This window comes from Ancylobacter polymorphus, assembly GCF_022836935.1.
Lineage (GTDB): Bacteria > Pseudomonadota > Alphaproteobacteria > Rhizobiales > Xanthobacteraceae > Ancylobacter > Ancylobacter polymorphus_A.
In genome coordinates this window covers 2251236-2276804 of record NZ_CP083239.1, presented here as the reverse complement: position 1 = coordinate 2276804, position 25569 = coordinate 2251236, and the positions used below count along the sequence as shown (strand labels likewise).

The following is a 25569-nucleotide window of genomic DNA, read 5'->3' as shown; positions in this document are numbered from 1 at the left end:
GCTTTTCTACTCAACGGCTCGTCGCGGCAGACCGCGCGGGGGCCGCGGCGATCACGGGGTCGGGGTCGCCGGGGCGGCCGGCTTCGCGGCGGGGGCGTTGATCAGGTCGCCCGGCTTCGGCGCGGCCTCGGTCTTCTCGACCTTCGCGGCCTCGCGGGTCTTCTGCACCGCATCGGCCTGGGCCTTCTGCGCCAGGAACTGCTCGATCTGCGGCTTGACCTCGTCGAAGGTCGGCACCGGGCGCTCGCGCACCTCCTCAAGCTTGATGACGTGCCAGCCGAACTGCGTCTTCACCGGCTTGGAGACTTCGCCCGGCTTCAGCTCGAAGGCGACTTCGGCGAATTCCGGCACCATCTGCTCCTTGGTGAAGAAGCCGAGATCGCCGCCATCATCCTTGCCCGAGGGGTCCTCGGTCAGCTCGCTCGCCAGCTTGGCGAAGTCCGCGCCCTTCTTGAGCTGGGCTTCGACATCCTGCGCCTTCTTTTCGGCGGCAGCCTGGGCTTCCTTGTTGTTGGGGTCGGCGCGGAACAGGATGTGGCGGGCGCGCACTTCCTTCTCCGGCTTCTGCTGCTTCACCGCCTCTTCATAGGTCTGCTTCAGGGCGGCGTCGGTCAGCGCGTCCTTGGTGGCCTTGGTGAGGATGGCCTGCATCAGCACGCGCTTGCGGATGAAATCCATCTCGCGCTTGAATTCCTCGGTCTCGTAGAGCTTCTGCGCCTCGGCGGCCTGCGCCATGGCGTTGAGGTCGATGAGGAAGCCGAGCACATATTCGTCGCGCGCCGCGCCCTGGATCTGCTGCGGCAGGTTCGGCGCCAGTTCGGCGGCAGCGGCGGTCACGTCGCTGCGGCGGATCGGCTGGCCGTTGACGGTGGCGAGCACGGGATCGTCCTGGGTCGCGGCAGCGGCCGGCGCGGCCGGCTTCGGCGCGGCGTCCTGGGCGAGCGCCGGCAGGGCGGGAAGCAGGGCGGTGCCGATCAGCGCAGCCAGCAGGCCGGCACGCAGCGGGCCGGCGGAGACCCGGCCGGCGACGGCGCGAGCGGACGCCTTGGGCGCGGCGAGCGGGAAATGACGGGTCATGGAACGTTCCTCAATTCGGTTTGGCCGCGTGGGCCGCGAAAGCTGGCCCAGCACGGCACAGGTTGCAAGCCGGTATGATGGCCAACGCCGGATATTTCGCCGCTTGCGCGCCGGTGGCATGGGCTACCTGCGCGACCGCCCGCTGATCGGCGAAACTGTCGTCCGGCCTGCGATTGACAACCCCCAAACCCGTTCATAAGTGTGGCACGCGGTGCGGGTTCTCGCCGGCACTCGCGCTTATGTGAGCCAAGAACCCGCAAGCCGTTCGCGGCGGCCCGGCCCTGAAGACCCATTTCGGCCGCAAATGGCGTCTCGATGAGGCTTCAGCCCGCGCGTTCGCGCCCGCAGCTTGCTCAAGAGGACGTGGCGGCCCGTCACCGCCCGTCCGACACCTGCCCTTGGCGGACTCGGATTGGAAGTCTCATGTTCGGCGCTCTCGCGCGAAAGCTCTTCGGATCGGCCAATGACCGCCGCGTGCGCGGTTACCAGCCCAAGATCGCGGCCATCAACGCGCTCGAACCCGAGGTCAAGGCGCTCTCCGACGAGGCGCTGCGCGCCCGCACCATTGCCTTCCGCGAGCAGCTGGCCAAGGGCGCGAGCCTCGACGATTTGCTAGTCCCCGCCTTCGCCACGGTGCGCGAGGCCGCGCGCCGGGCGCTCGGGCAGCGGCATTTCGACGTGCAGCTGATCGGCGGCATGGTGCTGCATGAGCGCGGCATCGCCGAGATGCGCACCGGCGAAGGCAAGACGCTGGTGGCTACCTCCCCGGTCTATCTCAACGCGTTGACCGGCAAGGGCGTCCACGTCGTCACCGTCAACGACTACCTCGCCAAGCGCGACGCCGAATGGATGGGGCGAGTCTATCGCTTCCTCGGCCTCACCGTCGGCATCATCCATCACGGCATGGACGACAATGAGCGCCGCGCGGCCTATGCCTGCGATGTCACCTACGCCACGAATAACGAGCTCGGCTTCGATTATCTGCGCGACAACATGAAGTACGAGCTGAACCAGATGGTGCAGCGCCCGCACTTCTACGCCGTGGTCGACGAGGTGGACTCCATCCTGGTCGACGAGGCGCGCACGCCGCTCATCATTTCCGGCCCGCTCGACGACCGCTCGGATTTCTATAACACCATCGACACTTACATCCCGAAGCTGTCGAAGGAAGACTACGAGGTCGACGAGAAGCAGCGCTCCGTCGCCATGACCGAAGCCGGCATGGAGAAGATCGAGACCCTGCTGCGCGACGCCGGCATTCTCAAGGGCGAGAGCCTGTACGACATCGAGAACGTCTCGGTGGTCCACCACGTCAATCAGGCGCTGCGCGCGCACTCGCTGTTCCAGCGCGACAAGGACTACATCGTCCGCAACGGCGAAGTCGTCATCATCGACGAGTTCACCGGCCGCATGATGCCGGGCCGGCGCTATTCGGAAGGTCTCCACCAGGCTTTGGAAGCCAAGGAGCGGGTGCAGGTCCAGCCTGAGAACCAGACGCTGGCCTCCATCACCTTCCAGAACTATTTCCGCATGTATGAGAAGCTGGCCGGCATGACCGGCACGGCCAATACCGAAGCGGCGGAATTCCAGGACATCTACAATCTCGAAGTGGTCGAGATCCCGACCAACCTGCCGGTGCAGCGCATCGACGACGATGACGAAGTCTATCGGACGGCGGGCGAGAAATATAACGCCATCATCGACCTCATCACCGACTGCAAGACCCGCGGCCAGCCCGTGCTGGTGGGCACCACCTCGATCGAGAAATCTGAGCTTCTGGCCGAACTGCTGAAGCAGCGCGGCTTCAAGCAGAAGGACTTCTCCGACCCCGACGCCTTCCGCCCGCTCTATGACGGCGATCAGGGCACGGCGGACGACAAGGTGTTCGCGGTGCTGAACGCCCGCCACCATGAGCAGGAATCCTACATCGTCAGCCAGGCCGGCGTGCCCGGCGCCGTTACCATCGCCACCAACATGGCCGGCCGCGGCACCGACATCCAGCTCGGTGGCAATGCCGAGATGCGCATCAGCCACGAACTCGGCGACATGCCGGAGGGCGAGGAACGCGCCGCCGCCGAAGCCCGCATCCGCGACGAGATCGCCAAGCTGAAGGCGAAGGCGCTGGAAGCGGGCGGGCTCTACGTCATCGGCACCGAACGCCATGAGAGCCGGCGCATCGACAACCAGCTGCGCGGCCGCTCCGGCCGCCAGGGCGACCCCGGCCACTCGCACTTCTTCCTGTCGCTGGAAGACGACCTGATGCGCATCTTCGGGTCGGACCGGCTCGACGGCATGCTACAGAAGCTCGGCCTCAAGGAGGGCGAGGCGATCGTCCATCCTTGGATCAACCGCGCGCTGGAAAAGGCGCAGCAGAAGGTCGAGGCGCGCAATTACGACATCCGCAAGAACCTGCTGAAATACGACGACGTGATGAACGACCAGCGCAAGGTGGTGTTCGAGCAGCGCGTGGAACTGATGCAGGACGAGGACGTCGCCGAGACGGTCGCCGAAATGCGCCATGGCGTCATCGAGGACATCGTCACCAAGCATGTGCCGCCCAATGCCTATCCCGAGCAGTGGGACACGGACGGCCTTGACGAGCAGCTGCAGCGCGTGCTCGGCCTCGACCTGCCGGTCAAGGAATGGGCGGCCGAGGAAGGCATCGCCGACGAGGAGATGCGCGAGCGCGTGCAGCGCCGGGCCGATGAAGCGATGGCGCTTAAGGCGGCCAAATACGGCCCCGACATCATGCGCTATGTCGAGAAGTCGATCCTCTTGCAGACGCTGGACCACCTCTGGCGCGAGCATCTGGTGACGCTCGATCATCTGCGCCAGGTCATCGGCCTGCGCGGTTATGCCCAGCGCGACCCGCTGAACGAGTACAAGTCGGAAGCCTTCCAGCTGTTCGAGGCTATGCTCGCCAATCTGCGCGAGGCGGTCACCGCCCAGCTGATGCGCGTCGAGGTGATGGCCGCGCCGCAGACCGACGAGATGCCGCCCATGGCGCCGCACCATATCGACGCGGCGACCGGCGAGGACGAGTTCGCGCTCGCCGACGCCGAGATTGCCGCGGCGGCGACGCTGGCCCCGGCTTTCGACGCGGCGACGCCGAACCGTGACCCCAATGACCCCTCGACCTGGGGTCGGGTCGGCCGCAATGAGGCCTGCCCCTGCGGTTCGGGCCTGAAATACAAGCACTGCCACGGCAAGTTCGTCTGAGGCGGAGCGATGGGTGACGGGGCGCAGGGCGATCGAAATGACGACCTGCATCGCGTCGCCGCCGCCGAACAGCGGCTGCGCGACGCCGCTCTCGCGGGCGATGTCGCCGCGCTCGACGCGCTGCTGGCCGACGATCTGGTCTTCGTCAACCAGTTCGGCCATGTACTGAGCAAAGAGGACGATCTCGACCTGCACCGCACCGGTGCTTTCCGGCTGGAGCGGCTGACCTTTTCCGACTATCGGATCAGCCATCTCGCGCCCGGGCTGGTGCTCGCGGTGCTGCGCGCCGATGCCACTGGGACGGCGGGCGGAGCGCCCTTCGAGGCAAGGCTGCGCTTCACGCGGGTATGGCGGAACGAAGCCACGGGCTGGCGGGTCGCCAGCGCCCACAGCACCCCGCTCGCCTGAATCCCTTTCGGGACCTTACTGAACCGCTGAGAAGCTACCCGGCGCCAGAATGCCGGCAGCACCCGGGAGGGTCTGAACCGTGCCGGGCGTCGTCGCAGAGCCGGACGACACCACCGAAGGAGCCGAAGCGGCGGCGGCAGGCGCCGGCGGGTTCGCCCGCGTTGCCGCCTGCGGCGCCGCCGCCTGGCGCGGCACGGGCGGCCGGACGGGCGGAACCGGCACGTCGGCGATCGGCTCGGCCGCCGGGGCCGTCTCTGCCGGCGGCGCGCTGCCGCCGAACAGGTTCTTTAGGCTGTCGAGAAAGCCGCCATTGCTGCCGGCATCGAGCGCGGCCAGCTGCGGCAGCGGCGCCCGCTCAGCCGGCCGGGCTTGAACGTCGGCAGACGGCGAGCCGCCGGCCTGCGGCGGGGTCGGCGCCGAAGCGGGCGTCGCTGCAGCCACGGCCGGCGGCGCGGAAGTGGTCGGCGCAGACGTCAGCCCGCCGAAAAGATTGTCGAAGAACCCACCCGTGCTGGGGGCGGCGGCGGCAACGGCGAGGCGCGGCCCGCCCGGCGCATCGTCCGGACGCGGCGCCGGCAGCGGAACGGCGGCGGCCTCGGTCACCGTATCGGCGGTGGCGAGCGCGATGCTCTCCGCCGGCGCCGGCTCCGTGGTCGAAACTCCATAATCGCTGCCTGGCGGCTTCACCACCGGCGGCAGCGAACCGGGCGCGGACAGTTCGGGGTTTTCCAGCTTGGCGAGGAACACCTTATGCATGCCGCCATCCTTGCCGGTTTTGACCGGGGCGACGGGCTGCAGCGCGCCGGCGCTGGCGATCTTGGTGCTGACCTCCTTCTGCCGGGCGGCGACTTCTTCCTCCAGCCCCTCCGGCATCGTGTAGTCCGGGCAGGGAAGGCTCGCCTGCAGCTTCTGGTTCGGGTCGACCGGCGTGGCGTTGAACACATAGCGCTTGCCGCAATAATCCACCTTTGGCGGCGCCTTGGTGATCTCGAACACGTCGCTGCCTTCCTTCAGCATCTTCCAGAAGGCGAGATTCGGGTTGTTGCGGTGGCGGACCAGATTGTCCGTCGTCATGCGGAACGGATAGGCCTGCACCTGGAAGGAGCGCTGCCCGCCATAGAAGCTCTCGCGGCCGAGCGCGAAAATCTCCTGCACCTGCTCGTCGGTCATGGCGTAGCAGCCGCGCGAGGAGCAGTCGCCATGCACCATCAGATTGCTGCCGGAGCGGCCCCAGGCGCGGTCATAGGCATTGGGAAAGCCAAGGTCGAAGGCGAGGTAATAGCTGGAATTCGGGTTCATCTGGCCGGGGGTGATGGCGTAGAAACCCTCCGGCGCCTGCCGGTCGCCCTCCTTCACCTTCGGCCCCAATTCGCCGGACCAGCGGCAGATCGGGTAGGTCTTCAGCAGCGCATACTCGCCGCTGGTGGTTTCCTTCCAGACTTCGAGCTCGGATTCCTCCTTGAAGATCCGCACCACGATCGGGCTCGACTTGGTCATGCCCTTCTGGTCGATCAGCGCCAGAGTCTGCGGGGAGAGGCTCTTGCTCGCCTTCGACATGGGCGAGGAACTGTCGCCGCCATTGCAGCCGGCCAGCACCAGCGCGGTGCAGCCGGCCAATAGGGCCGCGCGCCAGCGCGCACCGAGTCCCCGGTCACGCGCCTGACGCGAGAGGCTCGAAATGGCCTGAAACCTCAACCCCGGTATCTCCCCGAAACCGCAGCGCACAAGGCGCCCGCGCCAAGCGTTATACCGCGTCCGGGGTCGGCGCAATCCCGCCGCGCATCACCGTCGATCACAGCCCGGCGAGGGGATCGCTTCGGCGCGCGCCCGTATCCGCTCAGAGATTGCGGCCGATGGCCAGGAACTTCTCGCGGCGGGCCTTGCGCAGCGCCGCCGGCTCCATCCCGTCGAGTTCCCCGAGCGCGGCCTCGATGGCATCGCCCGTCGCCCGCATCGCCGCCTCGGGGTCGCGATGGGCGCCGCCAGGGGGCTCGGGAATCACGGAATCGATGACGTGGAAACGGAGCAGGTCCTGCGCGGTGATCTTCATGTTCATCGCCGCTTCCTGCGCCTTGGCAGTGTCGCGCCAGAGGATCGAGGCCGCGCCTTCCGGCGAGATCACGCTGTAGATCGAATGCTCCAGCATCAGCACCCGGTTGGCGGTGGCGATGGCGATGGCGCCGCCGGAGCCGCCCTCACCGATGATGACGGCGACATTGGGCACGCCGAGCGAGAGGCAGGCATCGGTCGAGCGGGCAATGGCCTCGGCCTGGCCGCGCTCCTCGGCGTCGAGGCCGGGGAAGGCGCCGGCGGTGTCGACCAGCGAAATGACAGGAAGCGAGAAGCGGTCGGCCAGTTCCATCAGCCGCACCGCCTTGCGGTAGCCCTCGGGCCGCGCCATGCCGAAATTGTGCTTGATGCGGGTCTCGGTGCTGGAGCCTTTCTCCTGCCCGATCAGGCAGACGGCGCGGCCGCGAAAGCGGGCGAGACCGCCGAGAATGGCGTGGTCGTCGCCGAATTTGCGGTCGCCGGCCAGCGGGTCGAACTCCTCGAACAGCGCCGAGGCATAATCGGAGAAGTGCGGGCGCAGCGGATGACGCGCCACCTGCGTCTTCTGCGAGGGCGAGAGATTCGCGTAGAGCTGGAGCAGGGCGTCGCGCGCCTTGCCTTCCAGCCGCACGATATCGTCGCCAATGGCGACCGCGTCGCCCTGCGCCGCCATGGCGCGCAATTCTTCCAGCTTGGCCTCGAGTTCGGCCACGGGCTTCTCAAAATCGAGGTAGCTGCGCATTGGAAATGATTGAACCGGCTCACGGGAAAGGGGGGCCACCGGGAAGGACAGCCCGCGAAATCGGGCGGAAGCTGCCCCGAGAGGGTGGCGACGTCAAGGCAGGCGCGCATCTGCGCTCAATCGCCGCTGCCCTCACTGAGCGGATGCAGGTCGCGCACCAGGCTTTTCAACCGCTCATCGAGCACATGGGTATAGATCTGCGTGGTGGAAATGTCGCTGTGACCGAGCAGCGTCTGCACGATGCGCAGCTCCGCCCCATGCGCCAGAAGGTGGCTGGCGAAGGCGTGGCGCAGCACATGCGGCGACAGCCGCGCCGGATCGAGCCCGGCGGCCAGAGCGAGGTCTTTCAGGTCCAGCGCCACCTGCTGGCGGGTAATGTGCCCGCTCGCCGCGCCGGAGGGAAAAAGCCAGCGCCCGCGTTCGGCCGGTGCTTTGCGTCCGCCCGCCCCCGCCCGCTCCGCCGCGACCCTGTCCAGTGCCGCGCGATAGGCGGACATGGCGGCGCGCGCCGGCTCACCGAGCGGGACCAGCCGCTCCTTACTGCCCTTGCCGCGCACAATGATGGCGTCGCCGCGCGCATTCGCCGCCGAAGCCGGCAGCGCCGCGAGTTCGGACACGCGCAGACCCGTCGCGTAGAGAAGTTCGACGAAACAGGCGGTGCGCGCCCGCCGCGCGGCTTCAGCAAAGCTCGCCACCGCTTCGCCCGCCCGCTCATGGGCGGTGGCGATGAGACGGCTCACCTCCTCCTGCGACAGCACCTTGGGCAGCGGCCGGCTGCGGCGCGGCCCTTCCAGCACGGCGGCGGGATCGTCGCCGCGATGGCCCTCGGCATAGAGAAAGCGGTGGAACTGGCGCACGGCGGAGAGCTTGCGCGCCACGCTGGCGCTGGCGAGGCCGCGGGCGGAGAGCGCGGCGAGCCAGCCGCGCAGATCGGCGGTGGTGGCGCCCGCGATATCGCGGCCCTGCGTCGCCAGGAACCCTTCATAGTCTTCGAGGTCGCGCTGATAGGCGCCGAGCGTGTTCGCCCCGGCGCCCCGTTCAGCGGCCATCATGTCGAGAAACAGCTGCGCCTCGCGCGGGCTCATTTGGCGAACCGGTCCGGCGGCACCACGACGCTCATCTCGCGCATCTGCGGCTTCACCAGCGTGGCGAACGCCCACAGCGTGCCATAGCCGATGCCACCGAGGATGCCGAGAATGACGAGAAGGCGAATGAGGCTCGGCATGGTGAGCAGGCCCTGCACGATTCGAAAGGGGTTGTGCCGATCCTAAGGCCGTTCGGCGCGGCGGTGGAAGCCGGCGGTATCGTCCTCACCCTGCCATCTCTGTCTGAACGGAGCGTTACAGCGCCGCCACGGGCGCGCACGGGCCGCGCTCGCATTGCGTCACCCCCGCGCTGATGATAGTCCGCGCTTGAGCGAGCGAGCGCAGGGCGATGACGGCGGAACCCGAACAGGACGAGAAGGCGGAACGGCTGCGCGCACTTCTGGGTGCGCGCTCCGTCGTGCTCGTCGGCATGATGGGCGCCGGCAAGTCCTCGGTCGGCAAGCGCCTCGCCCGCCGCCTCGCCTTGCCCTTCGCCGATGCCGATACCGAGATCGAGCAGGCGGCGGGGATGACCATTCCGGAGATTTTCGCCCTGCGCGGCGAGCCGGCCTTCCGCGACGGCGAGAAAAAGGTGATCGCCCGCCTACTGGAAGCCGGGCCGATGGTGCTCGCCACCGGCGGCGGCGCCTATATGAATGCTGACACCCGCGCCGCCATCGCCGCCAACGGCATCTGCGTCTGGCTGAAGGCCGAGCTCGACGTGCTGCTGCGCCGCGTGCGCCGGCGCGACGACCGGCCGCTGCTGAAGAACGACCCGGAAGGCACGCTGGCCCGGCTCATCGACCAGCGCTACCCCGTCTATGCGGGCGCGGACCTCACCGTGGTATCGCATGACGTGCCGCAGGAAGTGATGGTCGACACGGTGATCGAGGCCCTGATCGGCCATCTCGCCGTGCCGGGATCGGGAGACGAGACGTGAACAAGCAAGCCACCCCTTTGGCCGCCGACCGCACCCAGCTCAGCGTCGGGCTCGGCGATCGCTCCTATGACATCGTCATCGGCCCCGGTCTGCTGGCAGAAGCCGGCGCGCGCATCGCCGCGCTACGGCCCGGCGCCCGCATTGGCATCGTCACCGACAGCAACGTCGCCGACCGCCATCTCGGCGTGGTCGAGGCCTCGCTGCGCGAGGCCGGCCTCACCCCGACACCGATCCTCGTCGAGCCCGGCGAGAAGTCGAAGTGCTTCGCCGTGTTCGAGCAGGTGGTGGACGCGCTGCTCGCCGCCCGCATTGAGCGGCGCGACCTCGTGCTGGCGCTGGGCGGCGGCGTGGTCGGCGATCTCGCCGGCTTCGCGGCGGCAGCGCTGCGGCGCGGCGTCGATTTCGTCCAGGCCCCGACCAGCCTGCTGGCGCAGGTCGATTCTTCCGTCGGCGGCAAGACCGGCATCAATTCGCGCCACGGCAAGAATCTGGTCGGTGCCTTCCACCAGCCGATTCTCGTGCTCGCCGACACCGGCGCGCTCGACACGCTGCCGCTGCGGGAGTTCCGTTCCGGCTATGCCGAAGTCGCCAAATACGGGCTGATCGACAACGCCCCGTTCTTCGGCTGGCTGGAGCGGCGCTGGGAAGCGGTGTTCCGCGGCGGGGCGGAGCGCATCGAGGCCATCGCCACCAGTTGCGCCTCCAAGGCCGCCGTGGTCAGCCGCGACGAGAAGGAGACGGGCGACCGCGCCTTGCTCAATCTCGGCCACACGTTCGGTCATGCGCTGGAAGCGGGCGCCGGCTTCTCGCAGCGCCTGCTCCATGGCGAGGCGGTGGCGGTGGGCATGGCGCAGGCCTTCCGCTTTTCCGCCGCGCAGGGGCTGTGCGCCACGGCGGATGCCGAGCGGGTGGAGGCGCATCTGCGCACGGTCGGGCTGCCGACGCGCATCGCCGACATTCCCGGCGCCCTGCCCGATACGGACGGGCTGATGGACCTGATCGCGCAGGACAAGAAGGTCTCGCGCGGCGCGCTCACCTTCATCCTCGCGCGCGGCATCGGCCAGAGCTACATCGCCCGGGATGTTGATCCCGCGCAATTGCGCGCCTTCCTTGAGGAGGAGCGCCGGGGCCGCTAAGAAGGGCGCATGACCCTTTATGACTGGATGGCCCTCGGCGCCGTCGTCCTCTGCCTCCTGCTGTCCTTCTTCTTCTCCGGCAGCGAGACCGCACTGACGGCCTCCTCCAAGGCGCGCATGCACGCGCTGGAGAAGAACGGCGACGCCCGCGCGGCGCTGGTCAACCGGATGATGGCGCAGCGCGAGCGGCTCATCGGCGGCATCCTGCTCGGCAACAACCTCGTCAACATCGCCGCCTCCTCGCTCACCACCGGGCTGCTGTTGGCGTGGTTCGGCTCGGCCGGCATCGCCTATGCGACGGTGGGCATGACCGTCGTCGTCGTCATCTTCTCCGAGGTGCTGCCCAAGACCATCGCCATCAACCATCCCGACCGCGTGTCGCTGCGGGTGGCGGGCCCGATCCGCTTCATCGTCGGCCTGTTCGGTCCGCTCACCCTCGCCATCGAGGCGCTGGTGCGCGCGCTGCTGCGCGCGATGGGCGTGCCGCTCGGCGCCACCACCAATGTGCTCTCCGCCTCGGAGGAATTGCGCGGCGCGGTCGACCTGCTGCACCGCGAGGGCAGCGTGGTGAAGGACGAGCGCGACATGCTCGGCGGCCTGCTCGATCTCGGCGAGCTGGAAGTCTCCGACATCATGGTCCACCGCACCAAGATGGCGAGTCTGAACGCCGACACGCCGCCGGAGCGCATCGTGCAGGAGGTGCTCGCCTCCCCGCATACGCGCCTGCCGCTGTGGCGCGAGCGGCCGGACAACATCATCGGCGTGCTGCACGCCAAGGACCTGCTGCGCGAATTGATGGCGCTCGGCAACGACACGTCCAAGCTCGACATCGAGAAAATCGCCCGCGCGCCGTGGTTCGTGCCCGACGTGACCTCGCTGCCGGACCAGCTCAAGGCGTTCCGGCGCCGCAAGCAGCATTTCGCCCTCGTGGTCGACGAGTATGGCGAGGTGATGGGTCTGGTGACCCTTGAGGACATTCTGGAAGAGATCGTCGGCGATATCTCCGACGAGCATGACCGCGCCTTCACCGGCGCCCGCCGCAACCCGGACGGCTCGGTCAGCGTCGAGGGCTCCGTGCCGATCCGCGATCTCAACCGCGCCATGGGCTGGCACCTGCCGGACGAGGAGGCGACGACCCTCGCCGGCCTCGTCATCCACGAGGCCCGCATCATCCCCGAGCCGGGGCAGGCCTTCATGTTCCACGGCTTCCGCTTTCAGGTGATGCGCAAGCAGCGCAACCGCATCACCCTTCTGCGCGTGGCCCCGCTGCGGCGGACGCAGGGGTAATCCCTCCGCCGCCGAGCGGGATCGCGGGTCAGCCCTGTGCGCCCCGCTTGGCGTCTCTCTTCGCCTGCGCGGCCTTGGTCCGCTGCGACACGCGGCCGACCTTCCCGGGATGAACGGCGGAGCGCCGGCGTCGGCTCGCGATAACCTCCATGCCCTCATCCGCCCGCGCCGCGCCGGGAGGCGGGCTGACGAAATTCTCCCGGCGCATCGCCAGCGCCTTTTTGGCGATCTCGGCCTGGCTTGGACGGGCGGCGAGTTCGGCCCGGCGCTCGATCTCGCGGTTGAGACGCTTTACCGCCGCCGCGAACACCTGCTTGCGGCGGCTCGGCCGCTCATGCGTGCCGGGAAAGCTGCCGCCGCGCGGTTCCGCCTTGCCGCGGGAGATGCGCCGCTTCTCCCAGGCAAGGGTGCGCTCCTTTGCGTGCAGGTCGCGCAGACGCTTGCGGGTCGATGAGAGATCGTCGTCGGATACGTCGTAGATTTCAGGATGATGAGTGAGGCGAACGACCTCATATTCGTCGCGGCTGATCAGGCTGCGCTCGGCACGACCCGCAATCGACATGAATATCTCCTCCATACACCAAAACAATTTGCGAAGCCGGAGGCCGTGCCCGACCGATCTACAGTGCGGGCGGCGGACACAACCATGGTTCCATTGGGCATATGGAAGAGACGAACGGGAAATCAAGAAAATGAACGCAGAGACGGCGCCCATGGGCGCTACGTTGCGCCGAAAACGTTAGGTAAACGCCATCGGAGACAGGCCTTACGCCGCTCTGGAAAAACGTCGCCGGCTCCCCATATCGGCGGAGCTTTCCTCTCCGGCGCGATGATCCGGCCGCTACTCGCCCGGTGCCTTGGCTTCGATGGCGAGGGCGTGCAGGCCACGCGCCAGTTCGTCCGCCAGCAGGCCGTTCACCAGACGATGCCGCGCCAGCCGGCTCTGGCCGGCAAAGGCCTGCGCGACAATACGCACGCGAAGATGCGTGAGCTGACCGGGACGATGACCGCCATGACCTTCATGCCGATGACTCTCATCCTCGAGTTCGAGAACGCTGGGCGAGAGTTCGGCCAGCGCCGCCCGCACGCGGGCCAGCCTCTGGGAGATCGCATCGTCGGTCGGCAGCGGGGGAACGGGCGTGCTCATGCCCGATGCGGTACGCCCGCCGCCTAGCCGCGTCAACAGCCCGGCGCGGCATCCGCCGACCCGATTGCACCGCAATCGCGGCGCACACTTGGCGGTTCTGCACCGTATAAGGCGCGGGACCGCATCGTTCCCGCCGCGTCATGGGGCCTCTGCCGCCTCGGAATGATGCGGTGGGGGCGGTGACGAACCCGCGGTTTCTTGTATACCTGCTCCAGCAACAGCATAATCGTCGGACCATGAAGCTCGACTCCCCCCTCTTCGATCGCATCCGGGTGAAGCCCGACCGTGATCGCCGCCTGAAGGCGGAAGGCCCTACCTGCGAATGGGAGGGCTGCTGCAATGCCGCGACTCACCGGGCGCCCAAGGGCCGGCAGATGGAAGGACAGTTCTGGCGCTTCTGCTTCGAGCACACACGCGCCTACAACCAGTCGTATAATTATTTCGCCGGCATGGGCGATGACGCCGTCGCCGCCTATCAGAAGGATGCCGCCACCGGCCATCGCCCGACCTGGAAGATGGGCTCGCGCGGCGCGGCCGGCCGCGCGGCCGAGCACGCCAAGCGCCATTCGACGGAGAATATCGGCGATCCCTTCGGCATGTTCGGTGAGGTCGGCGGCCGGGCGCGACCGGAGCCCGAGGCCCCGCGCGAAAGCCGGATGATCCGCAATGCCGAGCGCCGCGCCTTCGAATCCCTCGGCGTGGAGATTTCCGCCACGCCGGAGGAGATCAAGGCCCGCTTCAAGGTGCTGGTGAAGAAATACCATCCCGACGCCAATGGCGGCGATATTTCAACCGAGGACCGTCTGCGCGACGTGATCCAGTCCTATAATCATCTCAAGAACGCGGGCTTCTGCTAGGGAAGCGCGTGCCAGACCAGCCCGCGCGCATGCGCGGCAACGGAGGAAGAATGACCGCCCCGCTCACGCAAGCGCCCGCGCTGCCGGACATGAAGGTCTCTGTTCGTCAGGTGTTCGGCATCGACGTCGATCTCGAAGTGCCGGCCTACGCCGAACCGGACGCCTATGTCCCGGAGATCGACCCGGACTATCTGTTCGACCGCCCGACCACGCTCGCCATCCTCGCCGGCTTCGCCCATAACCGCCGCGTGATGGTCACGGGCTATCACGGCACCGGCAAGTCGAGCCATATCGAGCAGGTCGCCGCCCGGCTCAACTGGCCTTGCGTGCGCGTGAACCTCGACAGCCACATCAGCCGTATCGACCTGATCGGCAAGGACGCCATCGTGGTGAAGGAGGGCCTTCAGGTCACCGAGTTCCGCGACGGCATCCTGCCCTGGGCCTACCAGAACAATGTCGCGCTGGTGTTCGACGAATATGACGCCGGCCGCCCGGACGTGATGTTCGTCATTCAGCGCGTGCTGGAATCCGCCGGCCGCCTGACGCTGCTCGACCAGAACCGCGTCATCCGTCCGCACGGCGCCTTCCGCCTGTTCGCCACCGCCAACACGATCGGCCTCGGCGACACCACCGGCCTCTATCACGGCACGCAGCAGATCAACCAGGCGCAGATGGACCGCTGGTCCATCGTCACCACGCTGAACTATCTGGCCCATGACAAGGAAGTCGACATCGTCGTCTCCAAGGCCAAGAACCTGCAGACGCCGGAAGGCCGCGACACCGCCGCGCGCATGGTGCGCCTCGCCGACCTCACCCGCCAGGCCTTCATCAATGGCGACCTGTCGACGGTGATGAGCCCGCGCACCGTCATCACCTGGGGCGAGAATGCCGAGATCTTCCAGGATCTCGCCTTCTCCTTCCGCGTGACCTTCCTCAACAAGTGCGACGAGCTGGAGCGCCCGCTGGTGGCGGAGTTCTACCAGCGCTGCTTCGGCAAGGAACTGACCGAGTCCGCGGTCAACGTCGTCCTGTCCTGAGCGACACGCGCCCTCTCCCCGCCGGGGAGAGGGGCACCGCCCCGGCCTTTCGGGGCGCCCTCCCGCAAGGGAGCCGTGATGCCAACCTCCAAGGCAAGCCCATGTCCACGTCGAACCGCACCACCCGCACGCCGCCCAAGGAAGCCCCGACCGAGCCGCTCAAGCGCGCCGTCACCGGCTGCCTGCGCGCCATTGCGGGCAATCGCGAGATCGACGTGACCTTCGGCGCGGAAAAGCCCGGCTATGCCGATGGCCGCGCGCGGCTGCCGGAGCCGGCCCGCCGCATGTCGAAGCACGACGCCGCCATCATGCGCGGCCATGCCGATTCCATGGCGCTGCGCATGGCCTGCCACGACCCGAAGATCCACCAGCGCCTGGTGCCGATGGGCGAGCAGGCCCGCGCCGCCTTCGAGGCGGCCGAACAGACGCGCTGCGAATCCGTCGGCGCGCTGCGCATGGACGGCGTGGCGCTGAACCTCTCCGCCATGCTGGAGGACCGCTACCAGAAGGCCAATTTCGCCAATCTCGCCGACCGCTCGGACGCGCCGCTGGAACACGCGCTCTCGCTGATCCTGCGCGAGCGCATGACCGGCATGGCACCGCCCGCCGCTGCGCGCGAAATGGTCAATCTCTGGCGCGGCTTCATCGAGGAGCACGGTTCCGCCGCCCTCGATGAGCTGGCCGGCGCCGCCGAGAACCAGGCCCGCTTCGCCGAGGCGATGCGCGACCTGCTGTCCTCGCTCGGCATGGGCGAGGACATCGCCCCCTTCGACGAGAACAACGACCCCTCCACCGAGACCGACGACAGCCGCGACGACGACAACGGCAAGGGCAGCGACAGCGAGGAAGACGAGAACGCCGAGGGCCAGACCGAGGTTGATACCGATCTGTCCTCCGACCAGAACCCGGAAGAGTCCGAGGAGCAGCAGGACCAGCCGAATTCCGAACTGTCCGATGACGCCGAGCTCGGCGAATCCGACGATGCCTCCGAGCCATGGAAGCCGGAAAACGCGGTGCCGGCCGAGCCGCGCCCGCCGGAGTATCACCCCTTCACCCCGCGCTTCGACGAGACGGTGAACGCCGACGAGCTGTGCGATGCGGAGGAACTGACCCGGCTGCGCGCCCATCTCGACAAGCAGCTGGTGCATCTCTCCGGCATCGTCGCCCGCCTCGCCAACCGGCTACAGCGCCGGCTGATGGCGCAGCAGAGCCGCGGCTGGGAGTTCGATCTGGAAGAGGGCATGCTGGACCCGGCGCGCCTGCACCGCATCATTCTCGATCCGATGCAGCCGCTCTCCTTCAAGCGCGAGCGCGACACCGACTTCCGCGACACCGTCGTCACCCTGCTCCTCGACAATTCCGGTTCGATGCGCGGGCGCCCGATCACCGTCGCCGCCGCCTGCGCCGATATTCTCGCCCGCACGCTGGAGCGCTGCGGCGTGAAGGTGGAGATTCTCGGCTTCACCACCAAGGCATGGAAGGGCGGCCAGGCACGCGAAGCGTGGCTTTCCGCCGGCAAGCCGGGCGCGCCCGGCCGGCTGAACGATCTGCGCCACATCATCTACAAGTCGGCCGACGCGCCCTGGCGCCGCGCCCGGCGCAATCTCGGCCTGATGATGCGCGAGGGGCTGCTGAAGGAGAACATCGACGGCGAGGCGCTGGAATGGGCGCATAACCGCCTGCTGGCGCGCAATGAATCGCGCCGCATCCTGATGATGATCTCCGACGGCGCGCCGGTGGACGATTCCACCCTCTCGGTGAACCCCGGCAATTATCTGGAGCGTCATCTGCGCTGGATGATCCAGCAGATCGAGGACAAGTCCCCGGTGGAGCTGATCGCCATCGGCATCGGCCATGACGTGACGCGTTACTACAAGCGCGCCGTCACCATCGTCGACGCCGAGGAACTGGGCGGCGCGATGACCGAGAAGCTGGCGGAGCTGTTCAGCGAGCAGGGCGCGCGCGGGGTCGCCAAGGAAACCAAGGGCCGCAGCGCTGCGGCCTTCGCGCAGCCCCCCAAGGCGTCGCCGAAGCCCGCAGCTCCGGCCGGCCGCCCGTCCGCGACCCCGCTCTCAACCCGCCGGGTGCACTAAGCGGCGCGGAAGCGGCGGCGGCCGCACGATCCGCCGCCGTCATCCCGGCCGCAGCGAAGCGCAGAGCCGGGATCGGGCAGGCGGCAGGCGCGCGGCTTTCGTGGCGGCCCCCTTGAAAGCCGCCGGGCGTGCCCCATATAGGCTTCATCCCGGTCAGAACAGGGCTTCCGGCATGTTGGCACCTCGTCAGTGCCTCGCCGGATGGAGAGCGGTCAGGACGGATGTACTCCGGCCGCCCTTTCACCCTCCGGCCGCTTGACGAGCGGCCGGCTTCTGACCGGTTCTCTTCGAAGGAAGACAGGAAGCGCGCCCGCAAGGCGCGCTTTTTTGTTGCCGTCGGGCGACCCGGCGCGAGGCGCCGGCTGCGCCTCAGACGGGATAGGGCGGGCGGCTGCCGCCCTGCTCATCGCCAAAGGAGCCGCCGGGGCCGGGATCGTCCGGCAGATGCGGCATGGCGACCACGGGCGAGGCCTTCACCGCGCCTTCCCCTGTCGCTTTCGCGGCGACGGGCTTGATCGGCGCCGGCGCGGGGGACGCCGTGACATCCGTTTTGCCTTCCGCCTCGGGCGCCAGGCTGGCAGCGGCGCTGTCGGCGGACAGGTCGACCACAGGCTCCGCCGGCGGACGGCTCTCGATCGCGGCGGCGATCGCCAGTTTCACCCGCTCCGCCTCGTTCTCCAGCATCGGCGTCGTGGCGAGGCCCGGCGGCAGCTTCCACTCATAGGCGTCGAGCCGGCCGGTGACTGGCGACACCGGCCCCCAGGCTTCCGCCACCACGCCATCGGCGACCCAGGCCGGATCGCGCTGGGCGCGCACGGCGCGGGCGGTCCATTCGCGGGCCTTGCCGACATCGCCATGCTCGCCGGCCTCAAGCTCGGCCATCAGCAAACAGGTGCGCTGCGTCGGCGCCACCAGCAGCGGCGCCAGCGCGGTGCGGGCGACCTCATAATCCTGCGCGTCGAGCGCGGCGCGGGCGAGCGCCATGGCGCTTTCGGGATGCGCGGGCTGGTGCGCGGTGAGCGTGCGCACCCGCTTCAGCCGCTCGCGCGAGGCATCGCCGGGGCGCAGATGCAGATAGGCGTCGGCGAGGTCGGGATGCGGCGTGGCGGCATAAGCCGCCTCGATGATCTTGGCCGCCTTGCGGACATCGCCGGAGGCGCCGAGCAGACGGCCGGCGATCTCGGCCGCCGGCACCAGCGTCGGGGCGAGGCGCGCGGCTTCCTGCGCCTTTTCCCGCGCGCTGGCGGGGTCGGAGAGTTCGAGCGCCTGCGCCTGTGCGGCCAGCAGCACCGCGCGGCGGCGGCGATGAGTCGCGCGGTCGAGCGCACCATGCGCGGCCTCGCGCTCCAGCATGGCCAGCGCCCCGGCGAAATCGCCATTGAGGCAGCGCGCCTCGATCACCGCATCAGCCGCCCAGGCGAGGCCGGGCTCGTGGCGGGCGGCTTCTTCCGCCGCCTGCAGCGCCGCGCCCTGGTCGCCGCGCCGGCGCGCCTCCACATGCAGGCCGCGCAGGCCGAGCAGCCGCGTGCCGGGCGCCTCGGTCATCGAGCGGAACACCGCCTCGGCCCCGGCCGCGTCGCCGGAAAGCTGCGCCGCCTGCGCGGCGAGCAGCTTGGCGAGCGGTTCCTCGCCCAGGAGGCGCTGGGCGTCATTGGCCGCCCGGCGCGCACCGACCGCGTCGCCGGAACCCACCGCGACAAGACCCCGCGTCACCGCCGACCAGCCGCGATTGCGCCGCCGGCTGCGCCAGGAATGGGCGATGCTGTCGGGCGAACGGACGATCAGCCGCAGCAGCGTCCACAGCAGGATCGTCGCCGCCAGCAGCGCCAGCAGGGCGCTGGCCGCGACCAGAATGCTGGTCTCGATCTGCCAGCCCTGCCAGTCGATCACCACCGCGCCGGGCCGGTCCGCCAGCCAGGCGATGCCGAACGCCACGGCGGAAAGAACGAGGAGATAGACGACGAGCCGGATCACTGGCTTGCTCCCGCGAGAGTGGCGAGCGCCCGCCGATGCAGTTCGGCGAGGGTGGTGAGCGCCGCCTGCCGGGCGTCGAGCGCGGCGAGCATGGGCTGGGCCGCGTTACGCTCGGCTTCCGGCAGCGTGGCGATGGCCGTGCGCGCGCCCTCCGCATCGCCACGCGCCAGCGCGGCTTCCGCCTTGGCGAGATCGGCCGAGGCGGCGGCTTCATCGGAGCGGCGGATGGTGACGAGCTTCTGCGCGCCCTTCAACAGCGTGCCGACGACGCCCTCTTCCGTGGCAGCGGCTGGCGCCGCCTCGGCCTTCGGCGCGGTGGCGGCACGCAGCTGCGCGGCGAGCGCCGCATCGGTGGCATAGCCGGTGGCGGCGGCGGGCTGCAGCGTCGCGAGCGGCGCGCCCTGATCACCCAGCAGCGCCTGCGCCGCCTTCAGTTCGGTGGCGAAGGGGCGACCGTCGATCACCGCCTCGCGCAGGGTGCCGAGCACGACGATCTGCGCCGCACCCTGGCCACTGCTACGCTGAGCGGCGGTGGCCGCGCCGAGCTTTTCCTCCAGCGCGGCGAGGCGGGCATTGGTGGCGTCGAGCGCGGCCGGGGTGGCGGCCGGAGCCGGCGCCGGAAGCGCATTCACCCGCTGTTCCAGCGTCGCGACCTGTCCCTTCACCGCCGCGACATCCTCGGGCGAAGCCGCCGGCGCCGCGGCGGGCGCGGTGGCCGGAAGGGCGTCGACCTTGGAGCCGAGCGCGCCGAGCCCGCTTTCTAGCGCATCGAGCCGGGTCGCCAGTTCAGCGGGGGCGGCGAGCCCGGGCGCCGGCGCGTCGCCATTGCGCGCTTCCAGCATTTCCAGCCGCTGGCGCAGATCGAGCGCGCGCGCTTCCAGCTCGGTGATGGCCTCGACATTCTGCTCGGCGCTGGAAAAGGCGGAAACCACCGCGACGGCGAAAGCGGCGCCGATCACGCCGGAAATCAGCGCGACGAGGAGCGTGCCGAACAGGCCCAGCTGGCGCTTCGGCGCCGGCGCGGCCGGCGGCGGCACGGGATGCACCGGCTCCAGCGGGTCCGGTCGTGCGTCAGCAGGCGCGTCCGTCGACGCCGGCTCCTTCGTGTCGGGGGGCGTCGCACCGGCGTCGAGCACGGGGACCTCGCCGACGGCAGGCGCCTCGGGACCGGTTGGGGTTTGCGTCGACGTGTCCGGCGGGGCCGCGGAAGCGGCCTCATCCGCCGGCACCGGCGTCGTGGCCGCGTCGTCGGAAACCTTCTCCCCCTCGGGCGTCACGTCACGGGCGGAAAGGTCGAGCGTCGGCGGCTTGCGGCGCGCGGGCTTGGCCCCCGCCTCCGGCTTGTCGGTCGCGCTCTTATTGGGATCGTCTGTCGCCACGTCCTTACCTCCGCCTTGATAAAGCGCCGGGCTGGCCCCTGGTTCCGGGATAGACCGCCCGTCCCCGCGCCGCAACCTCGGGAGACTGCGATGGTTTACCGGCCGATGAGATCGAACAGCCCGTCCTCGGTCGGCTCGCGCGCGATCCGGGTCGGCCAGCCCATCGCCGCCAGCGGCTTCGCCACATTGGCGGAGAAGCACAGATGCTCGACATGGCGGAAATGCGTCGCCAGCCCCGCCGCTTCCGCCCGCCCCGCCAGCGTCGCCGCCGTGCGCGGCGAAAAATGGAAGGCCGCGTCGATCCGCCCCGCCCGCACCGCCTCCACGGTGGCCGGCGCCAGCGCCTCGGCCGGCACGGTGCGGTAGATCACGAAAAGTTCGGTGGAAATGCCGGCATCCGCCAGCACCGCGCCGATGTCCACCGCCCGCTCTTCGCCGGCGATATAGAGCAGACGCGCCCCGGCCGGCAGGCGTTCGCGCAGCAAGGCGCCCAGCGCCGCCCCGTCGCCGCCCGCCACATGCACCTCGGTGAACGCCTCCGGCGCCGCCGCCGCCGTGCGCCGGCCGACGGCATAGAGCGGCAGGCCGGCCAGCGCCGGCAGTTCCGGGCGGGTGCCCAGCAGCCGGGCGCTATTGACGCTGGTCAGGGTCACGGCGTCGAAAGTGCCGGCGGGCAGAAGCGCATCGGGCAGCGGCTCCACCGTCAGCATCGGATCGACCAGCGCGTCGCATCCGGCGTTGCGCAGCCGAGCGGCGGTGGCCTGCGCGTCCGGCTGCGGCCGTGTCACCAGCACCCGCATCAGTGCGGCAGCAGATCGGCCGGAACAATGGCGCGCATTTCCTTGCCCGCCGCGATGCCGAGTTCCAGCGCCCGGTTGATCGGCCCATAGCGCACGATCTCGTAGAAGCGCGAGCCGTCCGGCGCCAGCACCACGCCGCGGAAGCGGATCTCGTCGCCTTCCACCTGCGCCAGCCCGCCAATCGGCGTGCGGCAGGAGCCGTCGAGCTCGGCGAGATAGGCCCGCTCCACGCGCAGCGCGAGGCCAGTGGCGGGGCTGACCACCGGCACCACCAGCGCGTCCACCGCGATATCGCCAAAACGGGTCTCGATCGCCACCGCGCCCTGGCCGACGGCGGGGAGGAAATCCGTCGTCTCCAGCACCGAACTCACCTTGTCGGCGAGGCCGAGGCGGCTGAGGCCGGCATAGGCGAGCAGCGTGCCGTCGAACTCGCCGCTTTCCACCTTGGCGAGGCGGGTGTGTACATTGCCGCGCAGCAGCGACACGTCGAGGTCCGGCCGCAGCCGGCGCAGCTGCGCCTCGCGCCGCAGCGAGGCGGTACCGACGCGAGCGCCGGGCTTGAGGTCGCGCAGCGCCACGCCCTCGCGCAGGATCAGCGCGTCGCGCACATCCGCGCGCGGGAGGTAGCCGACAAGGTGCAGCCCGTCCGGCAGCCGCGTCGGCATGTCCTTGGCCGAATGCACGGCGAGGTCGATGCGCCGGTCGAGCAGCGCTTCCTCAAGCTCCTTGGTGAACAGACCCTTGCCGCCGGCTTCCGAGAGCGCGCGGTCGGTGATGGCGTCGCCCGTGGTGCGGATCACCTGCACTTCCACCGCCTCGTCCGGCCAGCGATGCGCCTTCAAGAGCGCGTCGCGTACCGCATGCGCCTGCCACAGGGCGAGCGGGCTGCCACGGGTGCCGAGCCGGAGTTTGGGAAGCGATTGCGTCATGCCGTCCTGCGGTGCTAGCGGTTCGTATGCGTTCAGTTCACCGGCCAACCCCGTAAAGTCAATGCGTGATCTTCTCCTGCTCGGCATCGAGACCACCTGCGACGAGACCGCCGCTGCGGTGGTGCGTCGGCGTGCCGACGGGACCGGCGCGATCCTGTCCAACATCGTGCATTCGCAGACCGAGGACCACGCGGAGTATGGCGGCGTGGTGCCGGAGATCGCCGCCCGCGCCCATGTCGAGGTGCTCGACCATCTCGTCGCACGCGCCCTGCGCGCCGCCGGGCTGCGGCTGGACGAGATCGACGGCATCGCCGCCGCCGCCGGCCCCGGGCTGATCGGCGGTGTCATCGTCGGCCTCACCACTGCCAAGGCGCTGGCGCTGGCAGCGAACAAGCCCTTGGTCGCGGTCAATCATCTCGAAGCGCACGCCCTCACCGCGCGGCTCACCGACAAGGTGCCCTTCCCCTTCCTGCTGCTGCTCGTCTCCGGCGGGCACACCCAGCTCGTCGCCGTCACCGGCATCGGTGAATATGAGAAGCTCGGCGGCACGATGGACGACGCCATCGGCGAGGCCTTCGACAAGACCGCCAAGATGCTCGGCCTGCCCTATCCCGGCGGCCCGGCGGTGGAACGCGCGGCGCTGCAGGGCGACCCCGAGCGCTTCGCCCTGCCGCGGCCGCTGCATGGCAAGCCGGTGCCGGATTTCTCGCTGTCCGGCCTCAAGACCGCCGTGCGCATCGAGGCGCTGAAGATCGCCCCGCTAAGCGAGCAGGATGTGAACGATCTGTGCGCCTCGTTCCAGGCGGCGGTGGTCGATATTCTCGCCGACCGCGTGCGCTGCGCGCTGCGGCTGATGCGCCATCAGGGGCTGAAGCCTTCCGCGCTGGTGCTGGCCGGCGGCGTCGGGGCCAACCAGTCGGTGCGCCGGGCGCTGCACAAGGTCGCGGCCGATGGCGGCACCCGCCTCGCCGTGCCGCCACCGGAGCTGTGCACCGACAATGGCGCGATGATCGCCTGGGCCGGCGCCGAGCGGCTGGCGCGCGGCCTTCACGACGGGCTCGACGCCTCCCCCCGCGCCCGCTGGCCGCTCGGCGAAATCGAGGGCGTGGGCGCGATGCGTGCCGCCGCGCAGGCGGCCGAGGCTGGCACCGACACCCCTGCCGCACCTCCGGTCGCGTCCGAAGGGATCGGCGGCTGATGCCGGCACGCTTCGCCTCCATCGGCGTGGTCGGGGCCGGCGCCTGGGGAACGGCGCTGGCCAATGCCGCCGCTCGCGCAGGGCGCGAGGTGGTGCTGTGGGGCCGCGACGCGGCGCTGATGGAGACACTGACACAGCGGCGGGCCAATCCCGCTCATCTGCCCGGCGTGTCGCTGGCCGATTCGGTGCGCCCGACGGACGATCTCGCCGCCGCCGCCGCCACCGATGCGGTGCTCCTCGTCGTGCCCGCACAGGCCAGCCGTGCGGTGGCGACCGCCCTCGCCCCGCATCTCGCGCCGGGCACGCCGGTCGTCACCTGCGCCAAGGGCATCGAGCGCGGCACCTCGCTGTTCATGACGCAGGTGCTGGGCGAGGCCTGCCCGCGGGCGGTGCCCGCCATTCTCTCCGGTCCCAGCTTCGCCGCCGATGTCGCCGCCGGCCTGCCCACCGCCGTGACGCTGGCCGCGCGGGACGGCGCGGTGGCGGAGGCGCTGGCCACCGCACTGGGCTCCGGCTCGTTCCGGCTCTATCACAGCGAGGATGTGCGCGGGGTCGAGATCGGCGGCGCGGCCAAGAACGTGCTCGCCATCGCCGCCGGCATTGTCGGCGGCCGCAGGCTCGGCGCCAGCGCCGGGGCGGCCCTGATCGCACGCGGTTTCGCCGAGCTGAAGCGCTTCGGCAAGGCGTATGGCGCGCGGGCGGAAACGCTCACCGGCCTGTCGGGCCTCGGCGACCTCATCCTCACCTGCTCCACCGCGCAGTCGCGCAACTACGCGCTCGGTCTCAGCCTCGGCCAGGAGGACGGCCTGCACCCGGCGGGCAAACTGGCGGAGGGCGCGCTCACCGCCAGCGTGCTGGTGGCGATGGCGCAGGCGCGCGGCGTCGACATGCCTATCGCCCGCGCGGTGGAAGACGTGCTGGCCGGGCGCCATGGCATCGAGCAGGCGATCGGTTCGCTGCTGGCACGCCCGCAAAAGGCGGAAGCGTGAGATATGGCCCGCCGGGCCCTGCGGGATGACGGAGGCGCGGCGAGGCGGTAAGTGAATGGGCCTCCCGGCGAGGCGACGAGGAATGGAAATGGCGCACTGGCTCTACAAGTCCGAACCCTTCAAATGGTCCTGGGAGCAGCAGGTCGCCGCTGCCGACAAGGGCACCCATTGGGACGGTGTGCGCAACCACTTGGCCAAGCAGCAGCTTCTCGCCATGCGGCTCGGCGATCGCGGGTTCTTCTACCACTCCAATGAGGGCAAGGAGATCGTCGGCATCGTCGAGGTGATCAAGGAAGCCTATCCCGACCCCTCCGATCCCTCGGGCAAGTTCGTCATGGTCGACCTCAAGGCGGTGGCGGCGTTGAAGAACCCGGTGTCGCTCGCGGCGGTGAAGGCGGAACCGCGCCTCGCCGACATGGCGCTGATGAAATTCTCCCGCCTCTCCGTCCAGCCCGTCACCGACGCCGAATGGGACATCGTGCTGGAGATGGCGGGCGGCACATTGTGACGCCGCGCGGCATCGCCGACCCCGCCGCCTTCATCCGCGCCGAGACGCAGCGCCTCGCCCCGCCGCTGGTGCCCGAAATCACACTGCACCTCGCCGAGGAATCGCTGCCGATCTGGCAACGGACCGAGGAGGAACTGGGCGAGATCGGCCTGCCGCCGCCATTCTGGGCCTTCGCCTGGGCCGGCGGGCAGGCGCTGGCGCGCTACATCCTTGACCATCCCGAGACAGTGCGCGGCAAGCGCGTGCTGGATTTCGCCGCCGGCTCGGGGCTGGTCGGCATCGCCGCGATGAAGGCCGGCGCGGCCCATGTCGCCTGCGCCGACATCGACCGCTTCGCCCATGCCGCCATCGCGGCGAATGCCGCCCTCAACGGTGCGGCGGTGGACGTGCTCACCGCCGATGTGGTGGGCACCGAGGGCGGCTGGGACGTGGTGCTGGCCGGCGACATCGCCTATGAGCGCGACCTGGCGACGCGGGTCTTCGCCTGGCTGGAAGCCCTCGCGGCGGGCGGCGTCGAGGTGTGGATCGGCGATCCCGGCCGCTCCTATCTGCCGCGCGAACGGCTGGAAAAGATGGCGGATTATGCCGTTCCGGTCTCCCGCGAGCTGGAAGACGCGGAGATCAAGGCCACCGCCGTCTGGCGCCCGAAGCCGCGCTGAAAGCCGGCGTGGTTCGCCCCTCCGCGCGACTACCTACCGACCAAAGTTGCGCGCCC

The 25569-nt window shown here is 69.6% G+C and carries 23 protein-coding genes; 12 read left to right on the top strand and 11 right to left on the bottom strand.

Features of this window, described 5'->3' with window-relative positions; all coding sequences use genetic code 11:
* Positions 1–51: 51 nt before the first annotated feature.
* On the bottom strand, positions 52–1077 hold the full coding sequence (locus tag K9D25_RS10710) for a peptidylprolyl isomerase (RefSeq protein ID WP_244375122.1): 1026 nt from the start codon (positions 1075–1077) through the stop codon (positions 52–54).
* 423 nt (positions 1078–1500) lie between these two features.
* Between K9D25_RS10710 and secA the strand changes: the two genes are divergently transcribed.
* Entirely contained in the window at positions 1501–4296 is a 2796-nt protein-coding gene (gene secA / locus K9D25_RS10705) for a preprotein translocase subunit SecA (RefSeq protein WP_244375121.1), read from the top strand.
* A 9-nt stretch (positions 4297–4305) separates the two neighbouring features.
* Entirely contained in the window at positions 4306–4704 is a 399-nt protein-coding gene (locus K9D25_RS10700) for a nuclear transport factor 2 family protein (protein WP_244375120.1), read from the top strand.
* A gap of 15 nt (positions 4705–4719) precedes the next feature.
* On the opposite strand, the gene K9D25_RS10695 is transcribed toward K9D25_RS10700, so the two are convergent.
* From K9D25_RS10695 to K9D25_RS10680, 4 genes are all read right to left on the bottom strand, one after another.
* Positions 4720–6399, bottom strand: a complete 1680-nt coding sequence (locus tag K9D25_RS10695; RefSeq protein WP_244375119.1) for a L,D-transpeptidase family protein — start codon at positions 6397–6399, stop codon at positions 4720–4722.
* A gap of 142 nt (positions 6400–6541) precedes the next feature.
* The gene (locus tag K9D25_RS10690; protein WP_244375118.1) at positions 6542–7495 is read right to left on the bottom strand and encodes an acetyl-CoA carboxylase carboxyltransferase subunit alpha; all 954 of its coding nucleotides are present in this window, start codon (positions 7493–7495) and stop codon (positions 6542–6544) included.
* A 116-nt stretch (positions 7496–7611) separates the two neighbouring features.
* A complete protein-coding gene (locus tag K9D25_RS10685; RefSeq protein WP_244375117.1) occupies positions 7612–8580 on the bottom strand; it encodes a site-specific tyrosine recombinase XerD in 969 nt (322 codons plus the stop codon).
* Entirely contained in the window at positions 8577–8720 is a 144-nt protein-coding gene (locus K9D25_RS10680; protein ID WP_244375116.1) for a hypothetical protein, read from the bottom strand. The genes K9D25_RS10685 and K9D25_RS10680 overlap by 4 nt, the downstream gene beginning before the upstream one ends.
* 209 nt (positions 8721–8929) lie before the next feature.
* On the opposite strand from K9D25_RS10680, the gene K9D25_RS10675 reads away from it, so the two are divergent.
* Genes K9D25_RS10675 through K9D25_RS10665 form a run of 3 tightly spaced genes read left to right on the top strand, consistent with a single transcriptional unit; the run spans position 8930 to position 11943 of the window.
* On the top strand, positions 8930–9520 hold the full coding sequence (locus tag K9D25_RS10675) for a shikimate kinase (protein ID WP_244375115.1): 591 nt from the start codon (positions 8930–8932) through the stop codon (positions 9518–9520).
* Positions 9517–10656 (top strand): 3-dehydroquinate synthase, encoded by a 1140-nt coding sequence (aroB, locus tag K9D25_RS10670; RefSeq protein ID WP_244375114.1) that lies wholly within the window; start codon positions 9517–9519, stop codon positions 10654–10656. The genes K9D25_RS10675 and aroB overlap by 4 nt, the downstream gene beginning before the upstream one ends.
* Positions 10657–10665: 9 nt before the next feature.
* A complete protein-coding gene (locus K9D25_RS10665; RefSeq protein WP_244375113.1) occupies positions 10666–11943 on the top strand; it encodes an HlyC/CorC family transporter in 1278 nt (425 codons plus the stop codon).
* A gap of 28 nt (positions 11944–11971) precedes the next feature.
* On the opposite strand, the gene K9D25_RS10660 is transcribed toward K9D25_RS10665, so the two are convergent.
* Both K9D25_RS10660 and K9D25_RS10655 read right to left on the bottom strand, forming a co-directional pair.
* Complete coding sequence (locus K9D25_RS10660; protein WP_244375112.1) at positions 11972–12505, bottom strand: hypothetical protein; 534 nt, start codon at positions 12503–12505, stop codon at positions 11972–11974.
* A 279-nt stretch (positions 12506–12784) separates the two neighbouring features.
* Complete coding sequence (locus K9D25_RS10655) at positions 12785–13090, bottom strand: BolA family protein (RefSeq protein ID WP_244375111.1); 306 nt, start codon at positions 13088–13090, stop codon at positions 12785–12787.
* 236 nt (positions 13091–13326) lie between these two features.
* Between K9D25_RS10655 and K9D25_RS10650 the strand changes: the two genes are divergently transcribed.
* The 3 genes from K9D25_RS10650 (at position 13327) to cobT (ending at position 17077) form a co-directional block, all read left to right on the top strand.
* On the top strand, positions 13327–13947 hold the full coding sequence (locus tag K9D25_RS10650; RefSeq protein WP_244375110.1) for a J domain-containing protein: 621 nt from the start codon (positions 13327–13329) through the stop codon (positions 13945–13947).
* 50 nt (positions 13948–13997) lie between these two features.
* On the top strand, positions 13998–14984 hold the full coding sequence (gene cobS, locus K9D25_RS10645; protein ID WP_244375109.1) for a cobaltochelatase subunit CobS: 987 nt from the start codon (positions 13998–14000) through the stop codon (positions 14982–14984).
* A 101-nt stretch (positions 14985–15085) separates the two neighbouring features.
* Positions 15086–17077, top strand: a complete 1992-nt coding sequence (gene cobT, locus K9D25_RS10640) for a cobaltochelatase subunit CobT (protein WP_244375108.1) — start codon at positions 15086–15088, stop codon at positions 17075–17077.
* Positions 17078–17446: 369 nt separating this feature from the next.
* Here cobT and K9D25_RS10635 read toward each other — a convergent pair whose 3' ends face one another.
* From K9D25_RS10635 to hemC, 4 genes are all read right to left on the bottom strand, one after another.
* Complete coding sequence (locus K9D25_RS10635; RefSeq protein ID WP_244375107.1) at positions 17447–19051, bottom strand: heme biosynthesis protein HemY; 1605 nt, start codon at positions 19049–19051, stop codon at positions 17447–17449.
* Entirely contained in the window at positions 19048–20430 is a 1383-nt protein-coding gene (locus K9D25_RS10630; protein ID WP_244375106.1) for a COG4223 family protein, read from the bottom strand. Before K9D25_RS10630 ends, K9D25_RS10635 begins: the two co-directional genes overlap by 4 nt.
* Positions 20431–20525: 95 nt before the next feature.
* Positions 20526–21218 carry a uroporphyrinogen-III synthase gene (locus tag K9D25_RS10625; protein ID WP_244375105.1) on the bottom strand — a complete coding sequence of 231 codons (693 nt, stop codon included), beginning with the start codon at positions 21216–21218 and terminating at the stop codon, positions 20526–20528.
* Between the two features lie 11 nt (positions 21219–21229).
* The gene (gene hemC / locus K9D25_RS10620) at positions 21230–22159 is read right to left on the bottom strand and encodes a hydroxymethylbilane synthase (RefSeq protein WP_244375104.1); all 930 of its coding nucleotides are present in this window, start codon (positions 22157–22159) and stop codon (positions 21230–21232) included.
* Between the two features lie 61 nt (positions 22160–22220).
* Between hemC and tsaD the strand changes: the two genes are divergently transcribed.
* From tsaD to K9D25_RS10600, 4 genes are all read left to right on the top strand, one after another.
* Complete coding sequence (gene tsaD / locus K9D25_RS10615; protein WP_244375103.1) at positions 22221–23357, top strand: tRNA (adenosine(37)-N6)-threonylcarbamoyltransferase complex transferase subunit TsaD; 1137 nt, start codon at positions 22221–22223, stop codon at positions 23355–23357.
* Entirely contained in the window at positions 23357–24346 is a 990-nt protein-coding gene (locus K9D25_RS10610) for an NAD(P)H-dependent glycerol-3-phosphate dehydrogenase (protein WP_244375102.1), read from the top strand. The genes tsaD and K9D25_RS10610 overlap by 1 nt, the downstream gene beginning before the upstream one ends.
* Before the next feature lie 88 nt (positions 24347–24434).
* Positions 24435–24854 carry an EVE domain-containing protein gene (locus K9D25_RS10605; protein WP_244375101.1) on the top strand — a complete coding sequence of 140 codons (420 nt, stop codon included), beginning with the start codon at positions 24435–24437 and terminating at the stop codon, positions 24852–24854.
* Positions 24815–25513, top strand: a complete 699-nt coding sequence (locus K9D25_RS10600; protein ID WP_244375100.1) for a class I SAM-dependent methyltransferase — start codon at positions 24815–24817, stop codon at positions 25511–25513. The genes K9D25_RS10605 and K9D25_RS10600 overlap by 40 nt, the downstream gene beginning before the upstream one ends.
* Positions 25514–25569 lie beyond the last annotated feature (56 nt).